Genomic DNA, 16,945 nt, shown 5'->3' on the forward strand with positions numbered 1-16,945 from the left:
TCTTTTTTATCAACCCGCATATGGAGATAAAATTTGAAAAAAATACCTAAAGATCAAAAAGAAAAATTACCAGCTAAACTAAAAACAGTCAAAAAAGAAAAAGAAAAATTGGATGTCTTCACAGAGCCCAAAGCAGTTGAACTTTTAGATATTCCGAATCATATTGCAGACGACATTAAAATTATTTTTAATCTTGCTGCAATAGATTTAACTTCGATTAAAGATTTATTCGCAGATATGGAAGATAAGTTTAAATCTGCGATCAACGACTCTCTCATCACACACAATGCAAAGATCCCAGCGACACATTGTAGTAAAAGTGCGTTTGTGCCGAAGATTGTAGGATCATTGGCTGAAGAAAAATATCCTTATGTGTGCTCGCGTACTATTCATCCAGCACGCAGTCCTTATTATAATTTAAATGTCTCAGCATATTCAAAGCAGATAAAACTTCTCGTGCGGCCTTATAAATTCGAAGGGGAGAACTTTTGTCTTTTAGACTCACTTATTTATCCAGAACATAAATACTCTGTTTATTTTAAACAGGCATTTGAACTTTATTTTCCGCCTGAAAGTTATGAGAAATATACTGAAATCGTACACAATAGAATTAACTCAGGTGTGCCCAATAGCCATGGTGATATGTTATTGCGTTTCCCCACAGGTGATGGTCAGTATGTTGCATTATCCCCCGTGGCATCTTTACCTGTGTCACATGCGATTAAAGACCGTATTAGAAAATCCTATTTAAACCCTCTCCTCAGTAAACAAAAGTATTTAAAATCTGGGAAGGTCGAAGCTGAAAAATACGAAGAAAAAACTTTTTTTAGAATGCAAAGGGTTTTTAAAGTGGGTGGCTCCAATCCACAAAATGCAGGGGATTTCGTCAGTGCTTCTGCTGGAAGAGTTCCACTCATTTATTCTCCTTTATTTTCAAGACAAAGTTCAGACATTTGGCGAAAAAAATCATTCTTGCTTGATTTTAGTTTTTCAGAAATAGCAAAGAGCTCATGGAAAGAATTGGATGTTTTAACCTCAAGCGGTGGGCACTGGATAAAATACGGTAAAACAATTCTAGAAGAGTTGAATCTTTTATTGGAAAATGCAGTTTCTGATGCAATATTTTCTGTGCGAGAACTTGAAGTAAAAGAGCGAAAATTATTTTTAGAAAATAAATTCAAAAAAATTCATAATCTCGAAATTAATTTTTTAGCTGAGAAGAATTTGAGTGAAGAAGAAATAAGAGATTTAGCGAAATATTTGTCAATGAATTCTATAGAAAAATTGCAAAAATACTTTAAGAATAATGAATTGGACGAATACATGAATAAAATGGACAAAAACTTTCTTAAAAGCGTGTTGAAGGAAATGTGGGAAAATAATTTAAAGGGGTAGAAAGTGGGTTATATCTTCATCAAAGCAAAAGTGCATGATGCCCAAGCAATGCCCAATACACATATTCTTGGTTCGCCAAGCGTGATTGGCTTGTATGGATTTTTGCATAAGCTCGAGTTGAATAGTTTAAAATTTTTAAATTTAAAAATAAATTTCACCAATTTTTCTTTTGCTTTAAATTCTAGAAATTATTTTTTAAATTATAATCATCCAAAATTCAATCCGTATCATAAAGATTTGGCTTCATCGAAAAATCCCAATGCAGCGAGCACAGTTGATACAAAAAGCATGGATTTTGAAATTATTATCATTGCTCAATTTCAGACGGATTCCGACTTAAGTAACGAAGGATTGAAAAAATATTTTGCTGAAAATGAAATTGTCTTTGCTGACTTGAGATTATGTGGTGGGGTTTTAGCGAATGAACCTCAGGTTTATTTTGATAGCGATGCAAAACCACTTTTAAGAAAAGTGAGTCGGACATTTTATTTTTTCTGTGATGCCTCAAGTATGCTAGAAAGTGTTTTGCATGCTGAAGAGAGTGAATTGGAAAAAGAAGCACAAGTTACTATTCGTAAAGATGCATTGGATAGTATTTTAGCTTTAACTGAAATGGGTAAAATTGAGGTAAAAAAAGAACTTTTTAATGATCTTGGTATTAATTATATTCAGTATGAACGCTATTTTCCTTTAAATGTAGGCTATATTTCAATTGAGAATAAGGGCGGCAAACGTGTTCCTTTTGCTGAGAAACATTTTTATGTAGAAAGTTATTTTACTTTGGGAAAAAGCATTCCTTCAACTGTTATGATTAGAGATTTTGAAAAGATATGGTCGCAGACGAATTGGACTTATCAATGCCATATTGATCAAGAATATTATTCTATTTTTTATTGCAAAAATTAAGGAGAACTTATGTCAAAAGCAAAAAAAGAAGTAAATGCAGAATTGAAAAATATTCCAACAGTTTTAGCTTACTCAAAATCGCTTGAAAGCACTCCAGCTCTTATGTTTGCATCCCTCAATAATGAAAAAGAAGTCCCTATCGAACTTCAAGAAACTATCATTAAGGGTGCAATTTCTGACTATGCAAGTGCGACAGGACAGAATGAAAAAAATACAGAGGCTGCAAATATTCAGTCCCTCGATTATGCTATCATGCCACAAAATTCAAAAGCTCTTAAAATATCCTTTGGTCTAAAAGTAATTGGCAATAGCATGTCACCTTTTCTATGTAATAATATTACTTATGAAAATACACTGAAAAAATTGGCAAAATCCTATGCAGAAAAAGGTGGCTATAGCTATTTGGCATCAAAATACTTGCACCAAATTTTCCTCGCTAAATGGGGTTGGAGAAACTTAGATAGCTTTGCTAAAGTAACTGTTACTTTAAATGGAGATAAAAAAAATCCATTGGTTTGTAATTCTCACGAAATTGAAAGTCCAGCTGCATTTCAAGATTTTTTAAAAACCAGTGATGGAAAAAATTTATTGGATAAGTTTACAAGTGCACTTGCTGGGAAATCTGTACTTCGCTTAAAGATTGATGGTGAGTTCGTAAAGAATGAACTTGAAGAAGTTTGGCCTTCCCAAGAATTTGCTGAAAAAGAAATGAGTTCTTCTGATAAACCTAAAAAAACAAAGTATCTCTATTCCATTCCGACGGAGGATTCACCTCGTCATGCAGCTTTGCATTCACAAAAAGTCGGCAATGCTTTGCGTACCATCGACGACTGGTGGTCGTCTGAAAGTGAAGATGTTTATCCAATTGCTGTGGAGCCTTTAGGATATATCTCTTCTCAACAACGCACTGTGCGCAGTGATAGTAAAAATGATCTCTATTCGCAACTAAAACAATTGGAGAAATTACAAGCTGAGGTTGAAAATGCGAAAGGAGTTTTGGATATAGGGAGCCATATTCATCATGTGATGAGCTGTCTTATACGTGGTGGTGTGTTTGGTATGAAAGAAGATGATAAAAAAGATAAAAACAAAGATAAAGGCGATGATAATGACAATGGATGAGGTGTCTCATGCTTTTCTATAGAGATATTCAATTGCTTGGATTGAGTGCGATAAAAAGTGGAAATTTTAAATTTTTAATGCGGCAAATTCATGGTTTTATTGCAACTCAGTGTTTGGATATTAATCATGAAGAAAATGTAAATATAAATATTTATAAATCAGAAAATCGCCTCTCTCGTCTTGGTGTTTATTTTCCACATTGGTCAAAATATTCTTGTGGTGACACAATTCGTTTGGTTGGACAAAGTAACGATTTAAAAAAACTCGAAAATGAAAAATGGATAATGAATGGATTGGCAGCAGAGGTTATTCATTTTTCTCCAGAAACCCCTCTACAGTTTAACGAAAAAGAAAGTAACAAAGCAGTTTGCTTTAAGCGTACGCGTATGCACGAAAGATTGTCCGACGCCACTGTGCAGCGGAAATTAAGACGTTTTGAAAAACGTCTTAAAGATTCAGCAGCAACTTCTAAGCCGACTGCAGAAAACTATCGAGAATTTTTAGTGAATAAAAAAATGGCGCAAATAAATTCTGATATTGTACATGGAATTGAAACTAAGCCTAGCAATCAAAAAGATCAAAATGATAAAAAGCGTAGTAGAAATATTGTGCTTTATGTCCAGTCTTTAGCTGTAAACGAGTTTATTAATGAACAAACACGTTGGAATAGCTATGGGCTTGCCAAGGAAAATTCTCTCCAAGGCATTTCTCTGCAATAAAACCTTCCTTTTACATGTTATTTGATAACATAATATAATTACAAGGAAAAGTGTTGTTGAGAAAATTTGAAGGCTCATTGCTTGAAATTTCAAACTTTTCCTTTTATGACTAAGGTCTTGCAGCAAAAATTTGCTGTTTCCCGCTGCACAAGCGGTTGAAAGATCAGTCTGAGGGGTTTTCTCTTCTAAGCCCTCGTTTCCCGCTGCACAAGCGGTTGAAAGATATTTACAGACAAAACTTTTATGGCCGTTGGAGTTTCCCGCTGCACAAGCGGTTGAAAGAACCACACCTTCTGTGATAACTGATACTAAATCGTTTCCCGCTGCACAAGCGGTTGAAAGAAAATTATAGCATGTGCGATGTGTTGAAGTAGTTGTTTCCCGCTGCACAAGCGGTTGAAAGATTGGGAATGTGAAAAAAGGACAAAAAGATTGGGTTTCCCGCTGCACAAGCGGTTGAAAGAAATTTATCTGCATTGGCCCAATATCAAAATTTGTTTCCCGCTGCACAAGCGGTTGAAAGAGTAGGAACAGCCGCACTATTTGTTACTATAATGTTTCCCGCTGCACAAGCGGTTGAAAGAATTTTGGCCAATTCGCATTTGTCACTAATTTTGTTTCCCGCTGCACAAGCGGTTGAAAGAAAAAAATTGTAGGAAAAGATTTAGGAATATTCGTTTCCCGCTGCACAAGCGGTTGAAAGATCGAACTCCCAACGCACAATTGTTTTTTGTGAGTTTCCCGCTGCACAAGCGGTTGAAAGAGAAACCGGAGGCGGGGGAGGTAGTGATTTATTGTTTCCCGCTGCACAAGCGGTTGAAAGAAAAATCGCCTCTCTCGTCTTGGTGTTTATTTTGTTTCCCGCTGCACAAGCGGTTGAAAGAAATATGGGACAATTAAGCTCAGGGATAAAACAGTTTCCCGCTGCACAAGCGGTTGAAAGATTGCGATAAACTTAAATATGCAGAAATAAAAAGTTTCCCGCTGCACAAGCGGTTGAAAGATCCCCAAATAGTGGATCTTGCAGGGGTAAGGAGTTTCCCGCTGCACAAGCGGTTGAAAGATAGACATGTCAGCCTCATGTTTGCCCTTGCGTGTTTCCCGCTGCACAAGCGGTTGAAAGAAACATATAAAAGTACCTGACAATATTGCACTTGTTTCCCGCTGCACAAGCGGTTGAAAGAATTACAGATTTAGCGAGAACTTCAAAATCTAAGTTTCCCGCTGCACAAGCGGTTGAAAGACATACAGAATCAATTTGCATTTGCTCAGCTCCGTTTCCCGCTGCACAAGCGGTTGAAAGAAGTCTCATATGTTGACACTGCGGCAGTAGAAAGTTTCCCGCTGCACAAGCGGTTGAAAGACACGAAATAATATTGCGATGGTTTGCCTTTGTGTTTCCCGCTGCACAAGCGGTTGAAAGATCATTTTCACTCATAAATGCTCGAATAAATTAGTTTCCCGCTGCACAAGCGGTTGAAAGAAAGTAAATAAATTTGGATCCTTTTCAAAAGTAGTTTCCCGCTGCACAAGCGGTTGAAAGAAAATTACTACCGCCCACGAGGGGCGAGACAGAGTTTCCCGCTGCACAAGCGGTTGAAAGATTCGGACAGGTGATCAATTAACATCTGACAAAGTTTCCCGCTGCACAAGCGGTTGAAAGATGTAGGCGCTGATAATCCCGAAGATAAAAATAGTTTCCCGCTGCACAAGCGGTTGAAAGACCCATCAAAAGATGGGAAAATGGATAAATCAAAGTTTCCCGCTGCACAAGCGGTTGAAAGATGTTTTCATAGTCTTGATAATATTCTTTATTTGTTTCCCGCTGCACAAGCGGTTGAAAGATCATTGAAAACTTACTATAACGTCAGGAGATTGTTTCCCGCTGCACAAGCGGTTGAAAGAAATCTTGGGGAGAACGGTTCTAACCCCAAACTGTTTCCCGCTGCACAAGCGGTTGAAAGAATAATTCAATACTGCATGATTTCGTCTCTTCAGTTTCCCGCTGCACAAGCGGTTGAAAGATACGGATGTAGGGAAACTTTAAAATTTAGGTTGTTTCCCGCTGCACAAGCGGTTGAAAGATATAGGCCGCCACGGAAGCTCACAGGGTGGGTGTTTCCCGCTGCACAAGCGGTTGAAAGATCCTTCATATCCAGAGTGTTTTGTAAAGAGCAGTTTCCCGCTGCACAAGCGGTTGAAAGATTTAATCAATCCATTAGTACACACAAACCTAAGTTTCCCGCTGCACAAGCGGTTGAAAGAAATAAAAGCACGGAATAAACTTGAAATTGAAGCGTTTCCCGCTGCACAAGCGGTTGAAAGATTAAAGAAGGGTAGTAGGGGTGTTGGTAGAGTGTTTCCCGCTGCACAAGCGGTTGAAAGAAAAAAGACGATTGTCAGAAATTGATATAGACGGTTTCCCGCTGCACAAGCGGTTGAAAGATATGCACGTAGGGATGGTTCGTCTCCGCAATTGTTTCCCGCTGCACAAGCGGTTGAAAGACAAGAATTCTGAGGGGGTTGCATGACGTTTAGGTTTCCCGCTGCACAAGCGGTTGAAAGATAGAACAAAAGAACAAAGAAAAGAGTTAAAAGGTTTCCCGCTGCACAAGCGGTTGAAAGATGAAACGAAAATTTAAGGAATGATAGAAGAGGGTTTCCCGCTGCACAAGCGGTTGAAAGAGAACTAGCATTTAGTCCTAATTATCCCACTATGTTTCCCGCTGCACAAGCGGTTGAAAGAAATAAAGTCAAGCCCCGAGTCAAACTTTTTTAGTTTCCCGCTGCACAAGCGGTTGAAAGACCACAACGCTCAAAATGGGATATTCCGAGTTTCGTTTCCCGCTGCACAAGCGGTTGAAAGATATTTTATCCAAAGTCTATGCTACATACTACGAGTTTCCCGCTGCACAAGCGGTTGAAAGATCGCTCTGTTTATATATTACCTCGCATCCGAGGTTTCCCGCTGCACAAGCGGTTGAAAGAACTAACGTGTCATATAACATAAATAAACATACGTTTCCCGCTGCACAAGCGGTTGAAAGAATATCCTTTAATAATTAATCACAACAATACACGTTTCCCGCTGCACAAGCGGTTGAAAGAGACTTCGTGAGTGTGGGCATAGTTATGTGTGTGTTTCCCGCTGCACAAGCGGTTGAAAGATACTTCAATTTTTAGCTGGCTATTTATTAGCCGTTTCCCGCTGCACAAGCGGTTGAAAGACAAGTGAACTATTAGAATTTTTCGAATAGTTCGTTTCCCGCTGCACAAGCGGTTGAAAGATGCAGGTGCCGCGAAGGCTTGAGTAGATACTAGTTTCCCGCTGCACAAGCGGTTGAAAGATTACTGACAATTTGCCTGTTTATACATTGAGTGTTTCCCGCTGCACAAGCGGTTGAAAGAGTTTTTAGGATTGCTTTGTTCACTATGAACTTGTTTCCCGCTGCACAAGCGGTTGAAAGAAAAGCAGACAACCTGAGAGTTGATCGCCTTGAGTTTCCCGCTGCACAAGCGGTTGAAAGATCTACGCCCAAGCCCTGCCCATCTGTGCGGATGTTTCCCGCTGCACAAGCGGTTGAAAGATCTTCGGGTTCGTACATGTAACAATTTACTAAGTTTCCCGCTGCACAAGCGGTTGAAAGAAGAAGAAAACTTAATCGCTTTAGATCTAGGTAGTTTCCCGCTGCACAAGCGGTTGAAAGAAATTGAGTCATTATTTAGTTTAACTAAATCCCGTTTCCCGCTGCACAAGCGGTTGAAAGACTTATAAAGCGGTCGGTATTGGCTCTGTTACAGTTTCCCGCTGCACAAGCGGTTGAAAGATAAAATTCTTCAAATCGATGACCCTATACTAAGTTTCCCGCTGCACAAGCGGTTGAAAGAATGTAGAATAGGAGCACCCATTTTTTTCATATGTTTCCCGCTGCACAAGCGGTTGAAAGAATCTTTAAAGTAATAAAAATTTGCTAATGATAGTTTCCCGCTGCACAAGCGGTTGAAAGAAAAAAAATAATCTTAATTTATTATTGATAATTGTTTCCCGCTGCACAAGCGGTTGAAAGAATTAAGGTCACAAAAAACAATAATTAGATGGGGTTTCCCGCTGCAAAAGCGGTTGAAAGATACAAGAAGACCAATAGTAAAAAAAATAATTGGTTTCCCGCTGCACAAGCGGTTGAAAGATTCGAAAAAATCTTTGTCTTGATATAATTGTTGTTTCCCGCTGCACAAGCGGTTGAAAGAAGTGCTTGCAAGATTAGCTCTTACATTAATTCGTTTCCCGCTGCACAAGCGTGTGAAAGAACTAGCAATGTCGAATTGGCTTCGTGCAATTAGTTTCCCGTTACATAAGTGCGGTTGAAAGTTTGGATGCACTATCTTTTCAGTATATGAGAAAGAGGCTAGAGTTTTAATCACAATATCTATTTCAATTTCATTTTTTACTTTGCGAAAGATATTTTATAATTAAGGGTGATCTTAAAGCTTACAGAACAATCGCAAAAGAGAAATTGGACAAGATTATAAATATGCACAATCTGCGGACACTTGATTGACGTGCTAGCATCTTTTTGTGGATCAAAATGCTGTCAGTGTAGAAGGAATAAGAGAGAGCTATGGCAATTGTATAAGAATTTGATCACTTTTTTGATATGTAAATCTTCTATTATTTCACAAACAGCATGAACAATGTTTACTATGAGATTAAGAAAAAGGCTTGTGATTAAATTTCGGATAATTCTCAATGAATGGATATTATTTTTTAGTTTGTATTTTATTATTTTATCTTTTTGATATAAAAAAAATATTTTTTATATATTTTTATAATTATAAAAAAATATTGTAATAATTTGAGAATGTGATATTAATATTTTGGATTAGTAAAAGGCGGCTTAATTTTTTATTTTATTTGGCAATATAAAAGGAGTGTGATTATTGATTTTTTGATAGAATTCAAGAATATTTGTAACTTTTAGCATCAATTTAATGGAAGCAAATAGAAACATTTTTAGATTTTTTTCAACAAAAATCTGACATTGGAATGAGCAGAAAAATCGAAATAATTTGCTTAGATAATCTTTTCTAAATTTTATTTATTTAAATAAAATTTATTCAAATAATGAATAAAAATATGTCAATTAAAGAAATTCATTGCGTAATTGTAATAAAGAAATTCATTTTTAGGTTTATTTTAAGGAGAATTTAATATGCTATTTAAAAAAAATTTAAAGCAAAAATTTGTATCCAAGCTATTTATGCTGACTTTTTCATTTTTTTTATATCAGCATAAGGCTTATGCCGATGAAGCTTTTGTCTATTGTGCCCATAATAAAAACTATTGGCATTGGTTGAGCAATAAATCTGTCAAAGTAACAGGTGAGTGGCGAAATAAAAAATTAGATCCTATTACATCACTCAGATATTTTAAAATTGATGGTGGTTATAATGCTATTAAATCTTTACAAAATCAATGTAAAAATGAGTTTGGTCAAAGTTATAAATACGCACAGCCAGCGGATAATTTTTTTTCAGGTTGGCATTTATTTGGAATTAATGATGATAATGTTATAGGCGGGATATATGAAGTTCAAAAATATAGTCTTCGCTTTGGCAAATAAGTATAAAAATTTAATATATTTAATTTTTTAAATTTGAAATAATCTTAATTCAATTAGTATAATATGAATTATTGACATAAAAATAATTGCTATGAAATGTGCATTAAAAATGCTTCAGCTATTCAAGAATTAATCATTTTCAAGTGAATAAATTATTAATTTTTGATTGTATTTCCCTGATAATGCATATGGAGAAAAAAAGAAAAGAATATAGCATATATGCGAAAGACATAATAGTTTTTCAGCTTGGCATCTTTTTGCAGATTAAAATTGAGTGAGGGGGCAGGAATGAGAGATTTTAATTAGAATTTGATATAAGTTATTTAATTTTTATATTTTCAATATAAAAAAAATATTTTTTATATTATAAGATATTTAATCTATTAAAAATTTGCAATAATTTTAAAATATGGTATATATAATGTGAATTATTAAAGTTAGCCCTTTTTAATTCACACTTTGGATGCTGTTTGAAAATCACTTGATTTAATTAACTGGATGAATAATATTTTATTAATTGTATAATTATGTTTATATTTCAAATATATTTTTCCATTTAATAAAAGAGTTTTTTACTTTTCAATGGTTTAATATTAATTTGTGATTAAGAGTTATTTCAAACTTATTGTTTTAAGTAAACAGTGCGCAAATCGCAAGGTCAGAAAATAGTTCTGAGTGATTTAAATTTAAAAGATCATTCTTTACTATAGTTAAGTTATGTGTTGCAGCACGCATTGCTTTAATTGAAACTTATTATACAAGCTGGTTTAAAGCATTAATATGATTTTGAATCCAAAAATTTAAGATTTTTGGATGAACAATAGCGGACCGAAGAAATTTCATTTGCAGTATTTTCTTTGTGATTTATTAAATTTTTTGCCAAAAAAAATTGGGAAAGAGTTTATTAGAATTAAGGATCTTGAGGAATTTTTAAGATGTTTTATAAAAAAAATTTTAAACAAAAATTTGTTTCTATGCTATTTATGCTCACTTTTTCATTTTTTGTTTATCTACAAAAAGTTTATGCAGATGAAGCTTTTGTCTATTGTGCTCAAGATAAAAACAATTGGTATTGGTTGAGCAACAAATCTGTAAAAGTAACAGGGGAGTGGCGAAATAAAAAAATGAGTCAAATTTTAAATTTAAGATTTTTTAAAATTGATGGAGGTAATACTGCTGTGCAAGCTCTGCAGACGCAATGTATACAAGAGTTTGGTCATAAATATAAATATGCACAACCAGCTGATAGTTATTTTTCAGGTTGGTACTTATTTGGGATTGATGATGACAATATTATAGCTGGATTATTTGAAATTTATAATTATAATCCTCGTATAGGCTAATAGGTAGAAATATTTTCTATTTCTATAACAATTTGATAAGATTAATATAACTTATTTTCAATGTATAGCTCGTATAAATCATGTTGGACAGCTTCTAATACTACTTCGTTAAATCTAAGAAGTATTTAAAATAAGCTTAGGAAAGCAAGGAAAAGTATTATCACAAAATGGACAAAAAATAGTTTGAAAAATACGATTTATATATCGCCTTACAGCAGAAAATGAGATCTCAAGTTTTTTTTTATCGAATTCATTTATAAAATAATATGCTAAAAAGCATAAAGCTATATGGTGATGCAATCCTAACCACGAACGCCCTTCATAATGATCAAGACCCAATTCTTCTTTTAAAATCTGGTATCCCTGTTCAATTTTCCATCTTTTATGCATGAGTTCTATTATTTCATCTTTTGGATAAGTTTTTGAATAATTTGAAATATAATATTTTAAAACTCCATCTTTTCTTTTTTCAACTAGAAGCCATCTTTCTTTTCCAACTTTTTGCCAAGGTCTTGAAATACATTCCATAACTCTTGTAGCAACATATTCTACTTTTATATTTTCATTTTTCCGTCGGATTTGAATTATTTTGATATTACTTCCTTTTGAAAATAACTCTTCTGCTATCCTTAAAGCAGAGCGGGGCTTATATCTATTATCTACAGGATTGTCATAATCTCTAAGTTTTGTTTGTAAATTGCGTTTTCTCGGAACTACACTTTTTATTGGAATATTCTTTGACCAAAATTTCTCGTTATTTCTAATATGTCCTACAAAATTTATTTTTCTCTTATCAAGTTCATTTAGAAAATTTCTATTACACCCATAAGCTGCGTCAAAAACTAATGATTTTATTTTGAATAACTGGATGCTTTCATCAATCAAATCAAGTGCTATTCTCCACTTTTCTTTGAAGTTTCTTTCCTCTAAAGGTACTTTTACTTTATCTAATTTTTTTGAATTTTTAATCCATCCATCTGGCAAATATAGCCTTGCAGTAACTGGAAAATGTATTTTATTAGAAATCGCATGTAAGGTAACAATTACTTGACAGTTAGAAATCTTACCTTGAACTCCACAATATTGTCTTGATACACCAACACTCTCATCCCCCTTTTTTGGAAGACTTGTATCATCGAGAGAAAAAATAAATTCATTCATTTTCAGTCTATTAATCATATATTTATTTAAACTTATAATAAGCTCATGAAAAGACCATTGACTTTGATTAACAAATTGCTGTAAAGACTGTTCATTTGCATTTGAAATTCTTGATGCCATTGCTCCTATAGATTTTCTCTCGCCATCTAATATCAATCCATATATGTAAGTTTTACACCAATGTACTCTATCATTTCTTTTAAAAACCGATCTAAAACCATCGATAAATTGTGAAACTTTTAATGAAAGATCTTTTATATTTGCTATTTTCATGATTCAACCTCAAAAAAATATTTCGAGGACTTAAATATAACATATTTTTAATTAACGAAGTAGTACTAATATATTTTTTATTTATTTGAAAAAAATGAGTTTTCTAAAATATATATTTTTGTTTAGCTTAAAAAAAGAATTTATAAATTATGCCAGTTAATAGCTGATAATGTTAAATTATAAACATGTACTTAAATGTACATGCAGAAAATCGTCCTAAAACATGAACTATTAGCCCCTTAGTGGATCGAACTTTAGATGCCATTTGAATTCCACTCGTTTCGATTAGCCAGTTGAAGAGGATTCCGATTAACTGTCGAAAAGAACTAACTATTTTTGAATTAACTTTTTCATCATGTGTATTCAATCCATAGTAATATGTTTCTTTGGAGGAACAGTATCCTATGGAAGAAATGTCATTGGAAATCTTGTATTTATAAGATCTTGAATTTTTTGTAAGCAAAATTGGTAATGAATCAACTAATGTAATGTTTTCAGCAGAGTTAATCGCAATTTTAAATTTGTCGTTCTTAAGTAAAAATTTTACTAGTTCAGAAAAAACATTATTTAAGGAGTTTAGTCGAAATAAAAATCCTTCATAGGAAGACAAATATGGAAACCAATCGAAAAGGAAATTTTTTATATACTTGAAAATAGATTTAACGTTTTTAAGTCCATGCAAAATTCCAAAAATATAAATAGTGATGACTTTTTCATCAGTAAATAAAGGGTTTGAATTGGGACTTATTTTTAAAAAAATGTGAGGAAAAAGTTGAGAAAAGAAAAAGCAGGTTGTAGGATAGATTTTAATCATTTAACAAATTAGAGCTATTTCTTCAATTCTTAAAGCTAATTTTTCAACTATTAATTCGCATAATATACTTAGATCCAAAAAGTTACTTTCAATATTTTAAAATTGATGACGGGAAAAGTATTGTGCTGTAAATGATATATATATGGATGCTTCTCTAAAAACTCTTATATATGGTGATTTCATAGTTTCAGCAAAATTTTTCTGAATGCTGCCATAAAAAATAAATCCTGCTCAGCTGCATTATTTATTTGTATAAATATCACTTCTGCAATTTTGGCAATATAAAAAAAATATTTATTTATTATTAATAAAAAAAATAAATATTAATAAATAAAATTTGTAATATTATGAAATTATGATATAAATATTTTAAATTAGTAATGGCCGCTAATTTTTATTTTTATAAAATTATATAATAAGGAGGAGATAGGATAATGCATTTTGCAATAAAATTTAAGAAAATAAGTATTGCATTTATATTTTTATTATAAGCAATTTTAATGCCGGAGAAAAAAATATTTTCTAATGAAGCTTTTGTTTATTGCGCAACAAAAAAAAAGCAATGGAATTGGTTGAAGAATAAATCAATCATAGTTTCTGCTGATTGGAAGACTATATTATTAAATAATTCAATAATTCTTCGTTATTTTAAAGTTAATGGAAGAATTGATCTTGTAATGGAGCTATAAAATCTGTGTATACAGGAATTTGGCTCAAATTATATTTTTGCTCAACTGGCCGGAAGTGCAATGGAAAATTGGCATGTGTTTGGTTATGGGGGTGGCGAGGTAGAAGAAGGTATATTTATTTTTTTAAGAAATTTTGAATGAAAACATTAAAAGGAATACTGACATGATATTGATTGAAAAAATGATTTTAACTGCAAAATTTAAACAATTTTTATTATCACTCATATTAATTTTAACTTTTATACCGCTTTTACTTACACAAAAAGCATATGCAGAAGAAGTTTATGTGTATTGTGCAGCAGATAAGGATAATTGGCATTGGTTAAAAAATAAAACGGTCATAGTGACAGGGGAATGGCGAATGAAACGTCTTCAAAATTCATTTTATTTAGAATACTTTAAAATTGTTGGAGGCTTAAGCGTGGTTCACGATTTACAAAAACAATGTATAGAAGAATTTGGCCAAGAATATAAATACGCTCAACCTGCAGACAATATTTTTACAGGCTGGCGGGTATTTGGTGAGCAAAATGGTGATTTTGCAGATGGAATATTTGAATTTTCAAGACATGTCCCGCGTATAGGGAAATAACTAAAAATAGTAATTTTTTTGAACTTAATTAATTATGAATACCAAGGATTTTTTTATTTTATAGCTTGAAAAATAATCTGATTTATGCTAATAAAAGAATATATAGATATTCTATGAAAGTTAGAGTATTCTTGTGGTTTTTGAAAAAAATGAGTTTTCTAAAATATATATTTTTGTTTAGCTTAAAAAAAGGATTTATAAATTGAATATTAAGTTATGTTATTCACTTATGCTTTTAAATATAGTGAGTCCAATCCAAGCGAGTGAGGAAAATAATTTTACTATTGAGACAAAATTTACTTTACTCGATAAAGTTAAGCTTGAAAAAGTGATAGAAGAGTCTGATAATGTCATTGAAAAACTGATTGCTGAAAAAATAAAAATTCAGAATGATTACATAAATAATGGTATTCCAAATAGTGAAATTAACAATTTACTCGTAAATTTTCTTGCAGAAAAACTTGAAGGAACCAAATACGCCCACTCTAATGCAACGGGTGAATGGAATGGAACTGCTAATTCTATTTTAAATCAAAGTTGCCAAGACAATAATACTTGCATACAGCAAACCCCGATTTATAGAACAGATAAACTTGATTGTTATACTTTCGTGAATTTAATTCTTGCACTCTTAAAATCGAATAATATTAGTGAATTTAAGAAAAATATTGTTAAGATATCCTATGGAGCTTATAACTCTAAGCTAGAAAAAGATGACCATGAAAGATTGTTACAAAAAATTCATTACGTAAATAGAAATCATTTTACTATCCCTGATTGGACAAATATAAATCAAGCAAATGGTTTTATAACAAATTTTTCCAATTCTTTCTATGGTATTGAACAGAGTGAAATCACCTCAGAGCTAAATAGGAATGAATGGTTTCTCTTTAATCTTGATAATTCAGAAAAACGAGAAGATATACTTGCTGCAAAAATTAAGGTTTTTTCAAATAATTTAGGAATAAAAGCTTTAAATTTTTTCGACAAGCAGAATCATAACGATTCAATTTATTCAGTTTTAGCAAAGAATCCTGGCTTTACGTCAGAATTCGTTCGTACAAATTATTTTTCGGTCACCGATTCCCTACATTTATTAAACGTGGACCCTGAATATTTACAAACAAACTTACCCCTTCCTGCCGTTGTAGGCATTGTTCGCGACCCAGTAAAATGGAATATTAAAAACTTTATTGGAACTGAATACAACATTTCACATATGGGAGTTATTTATGCAAAAGAATTTGAGCAGGATGAAGTTATCTATCGTGATATGATTTGTTCTCCCAAACAAGGCGACAACCCTCGCGAATGTAAAGTAACAGATTATAAGTGTGGTGAAGGTGATTATCTTTTTAATCGACAAAATAAGTGCTGGGTTATTCTATATGCCAATGCAACAAGTGCTTATCCAGATAATTATTACTACTATGCTAAGAGTGACGGCCAATATGCTTGTACAATGGAAAAACCAGAAAATGTAAGCAGCGCTATTACAACTTGTAATCGAGTTATGTCTATCCCCTTGAGAGCTTATCTTGAAAAAAATCAAGCTGTCCCTTCCATTTTGGGGATACATTTAGAAAATATTTTATAAAAGAATCAGCTCTTCATATTGACAAACTGTAATGGTATTTTTAACTCTTGCTGTTTTTCTTTTAAGAGAGAAATAACACTCTGCAAGTCATCTATTTTTTTCCCTGTTACGCGAATTTGTTTGTCTTGAATTTGGGTGTCCACTTTTATTTTGGAATCTTTTATAGTGCGAGTGATTTTCTTTGCCACCTCGGTTTCGAGTCCCTGCTTTATGCGAATGCTTTGGCTGAGCATCATCCCACCGACAGGCTTGATTTTATCGATATCAAGTGAGCCTAAGTCAATTCCACGTTTTAAAAGTTTAGAGTTGATAATATCTGCTATTGCATTTACGTGAGACTCGCTGTCGGCTGAAAATTTCATTTCAGCCTTTTGCTTATCTAAACTGAGGTCATATTTTTTACCCTTAAAGTCATATCGGGAAGATATTTCCTTTTGGGCTTGGTTGATTGCATTATCAACTTCCTGGATATTTACTTCTGAAACAATGTCGAAACTTGGCATAATTAACTCTCCTGCATGAAAGTGAGCTTCACTCACTCATCAACATTAATAAATGATCTTTCTATGACTTGAATAACTTTGTCAACATCTACTTTATAGGCAATTTTATTGAATTGAAAAGTCAGATAAAGATCGAGTTCAACAATTGGATTAAATTTATATCTCAGTTAAAATTTGAAGGAATACCTGTTGTCGCATTTGTAAAGAATT

Annotated in this window: 10 protein-coding genes and 1 CRISPR repeat array; of the genes, 8 read left to right on the forward strand and 2 right to left on the reverse strand. The window is 33.1% G+C overall.

Going from position 1 to position 16,945, the window contains the following annotated elements:
• The first annotated feature begins 33 nt into the window (after positions 1 to 33).
• The 6 genes from EZS29_RS05445 to EZS29_RS05470 all read left to right on the forward strand — a co-directional run bounded on the left by EZS29_RS05445 (position 34) and on the right by EZS29_RS05470 (position 11,106).
• The gene (locus EZS29_RS05445) at positions 34 to 1,395 is read left to right on the forward strand and encodes a hypothetical protein (protein ID WP_130607356.1); all 1,362 of its coding nucleotides are present in this window, start codon (positions 34 to 36) and stop codon (positions 1,393 to 1,395) included.
• 3 nt (positions 1,396 to 1,398) lie between these two features.
• A complete protein-coding gene (locus tag EZS29_RS05450; protein WP_130607358.1) occupies positions 1,399 to 2,301 on the forward strand; it encodes a type I-F CRISPR-associated protein Csy2 in 903 nt (300 codons plus the stop codon).
• A gap of 9 nt (positions 2,302 to 2,310) precedes the next feature.
• Complete coding sequence (csy3, locus tag EZS29_RS05455) at positions 2,311 to 3,423, forward strand: type I-F CRISPR-associated protein Csy3 (RefSeq protein ID WP_130607360.1); 1,113 nt, start codon at positions 2,311 to 2,313, stop codon at positions 3,421 to 3,423.
• Between the two features lie 8 nt (positions 3,424 to 3,431).
• Positions 3,432 to 4,142: a type I-F CRISPR-associated endoribonuclease Cas6/Csy4 gene (cas6f, locus tag EZS29_RS05460; RefSeq protein WP_172603793.1), complete on the forward strand. Its 711-nt coding sequence runs from the start codon at positions 3,432 to 3,434 to the stop codon at positions 4,140 to 4,142.
• 135 nt (positions 4,143 to 4,277) lie between these two features.
• Positions 4,278 to 8,450: direct repeats of the CRISPR family, unit length 28 nt; unit sequence GTTTCCCGCTGCACAAGCGGTTGAAAGA.
• A gap of 902 nt (positions 8,451 to 9,352) precedes the next feature.
• Positions 9,353 to 9,763: a hypothetical protein gene (locus tag EZS29_RS05465; protein ID WP_130607364.1), complete on the forward strand. Its 411-nt coding sequence runs from the start codon at positions 9,353 to 9,355 to the stop codon at positions 9,761 to 9,763.
• Positions 9,764 to 10,698: 935 nt separating this feature from the next.
• Positions 10,699 to 11,106 carry a hypothetical protein gene (locus EZS29_RS05470; RefSeq protein ID WP_130607366.1) on the forward strand — a complete coding sequence of 136 codons (408 nt, stop codon included), beginning with the start codon at positions 10,699 to 10,701 and terminating at the stop codon, positions 11,104 to 11,106.
• A gap of 114 nt (positions 11,107 to 11,220) precedes the next feature.
• On the opposite strand, the gene EZS29_RS05475 is transcribed toward EZS29_RS05470, so the two are convergent.
• A complete protein-coding gene (locus tag EZS29_RS05475) occupies positions 11,221 to 12,540 on the reverse strand; it encodes an IS701 family transposase (protein ID WP_130606299.1) in 1,320 nt (439 codons plus the stop codon).
• 1,666 nt (positions 12,541 to 14,206) lie between these two features.
• Between EZS29_RS05475 and EZS29_RS05480 the strand changes: the two genes are divergently transcribed.
• Both EZS29_RS05480 and EZS29_RS05485 read left to right on the forward strand, forming a co-directional pair.
• Positions 14,207 to 14,635: a hypothetical protein gene (locus tag EZS29_RS05480; protein WP_130607368.1), complete on the forward strand. Its 429-nt coding sequence runs from the start codon at positions 14,207 to 14,209 to the stop codon at positions 14,633 to 14,635.
• A gap of 202 nt (positions 14,636 to 14,837) precedes the next feature.
• Positions 14,838 to 16,232 (forward strand): N-acetylmuramoyl-L-alanine amidase-like domain-containing protein, encoded by a 1,395-nt coding sequence (locus tag EZS29_RS05485; RefSeq protein WP_130607370.1) that lies wholly within the window; start codon positions 14,838 to 14,840, stop codon positions 16,230 to 16,232.
• 5 nt (positions 16,233 to 16,237) lie between these two features.
• On the opposite strand, the gene EZS29_RS05490 is transcribed toward EZS29_RS05485, so the two are convergent.
• On the reverse strand, positions 16,238 to 16,735 hold the full coding sequence (locus EZS29_RS05490; RefSeq protein WP_130607372.1) for a YajQ family cyclic di-GMP-binding protein: 498 nt from the start codon (positions 16,733 to 16,735) through the stop codon (positions 16,238 to 16,240).
• Positions 16,736 to 16,945: the final 210 nt, after the last annotated feature.

Origin of the sequence: Fluviispira sanaruensis, assembly GCF_004295685.1 — a bacterium.
Lineage (GTDB): Bacteria > Bdellovibrionota_B > Oligoflexia > Silvanigrellales > Silvanigrellaceae > Silvanigrella > Silvanigrella sanaruensis.